The sequence below is a fragment of the Bacillus sp. BF2-3 genome, from assembly GCF_008368795.1.
Classification (GTDB): Bacteria; Bacillota; Bacilli; order Bacillales; family Bacillaceae_G; genus Bacillus_A; species Bacillus_A cereus.
In genome coordinates this window covers 1-681 of record NZ_QOSA01000078.1, presented here as the reverse complement: position 1 = coordinate 681, position 681 = coordinate 1, and the positions used below count along the sequence as shown (strand labels likewise).

The window sequence follows — 681 nt, the reverse complement described above, 5'->3', positions numbered from 1 at the left end:
GGATGAATACCCTCACTGATTAAAGTTTCACCTTATTTGAAATAAGTAATGTGAAATGTAAATAAAAGTAGAAAAAATAAATTGAAATTGATTATCATTATTAATATAATGAGAATGAGAATCATTTATTGTTAGAGGGGGATGCCAAAGTGGCAAAAATTTTAATAGCTTATGCAAGTATGTCAGGAAATACAGAGAGTATTGCTGATTTAATTAAAGTTAGTTTAGATGCTTTTGATCATGAAGTAGTATTGCAAGAAATGGAAGGCATGGACGCTGAAGAATTATTAGCTTATGATGGAATCATTTTAGGATCTTATACGTGGGGCGATGGTGAATTACCATTTGAAGCGGAAGATTTTCATGATGACTTAGAAAATATAGATTTAGCTGGGAAAAAGGTAGCGGTATTCGGATCGGGTGATACAGCGTATGAACTGTTTTGTGAAGCGGTAACGATATTTGAAGAACGTCTTGTGGAACGCGGTGCAGAGCTTGTACAAGAAGGGCTGAAAATTGAATTAGCTCCAGAAGATGAAGAGGATGTTGAAAAATGCAGTAATTTTGCAATTGCATTTGCTGAGAAGTTCTAAGAATGGGAGTGTCAACGTGGAGACAATGTTAAGTGCAACTGCTATTACAAAGTTAAGAGATGGAAAACTGCTGTTAGCTACTACATAT

1 protein-coding gene is annotated in these 681 nt (G+C 34.8%); it reads left to right on the top strand.

From position 1 onward, the window contains the following. Positions 1-149: 149 nt before the first annotated feature. Positions 150-593, top strand: a complete 444-nt coding sequence (locus DN401_RS29640; protein ID WP_001062752.1) for a flavodoxin — start codon at positions 150-152, stop codon at positions 591-593. Positions 594-681 lie beyond the last annotated feature (88 nt).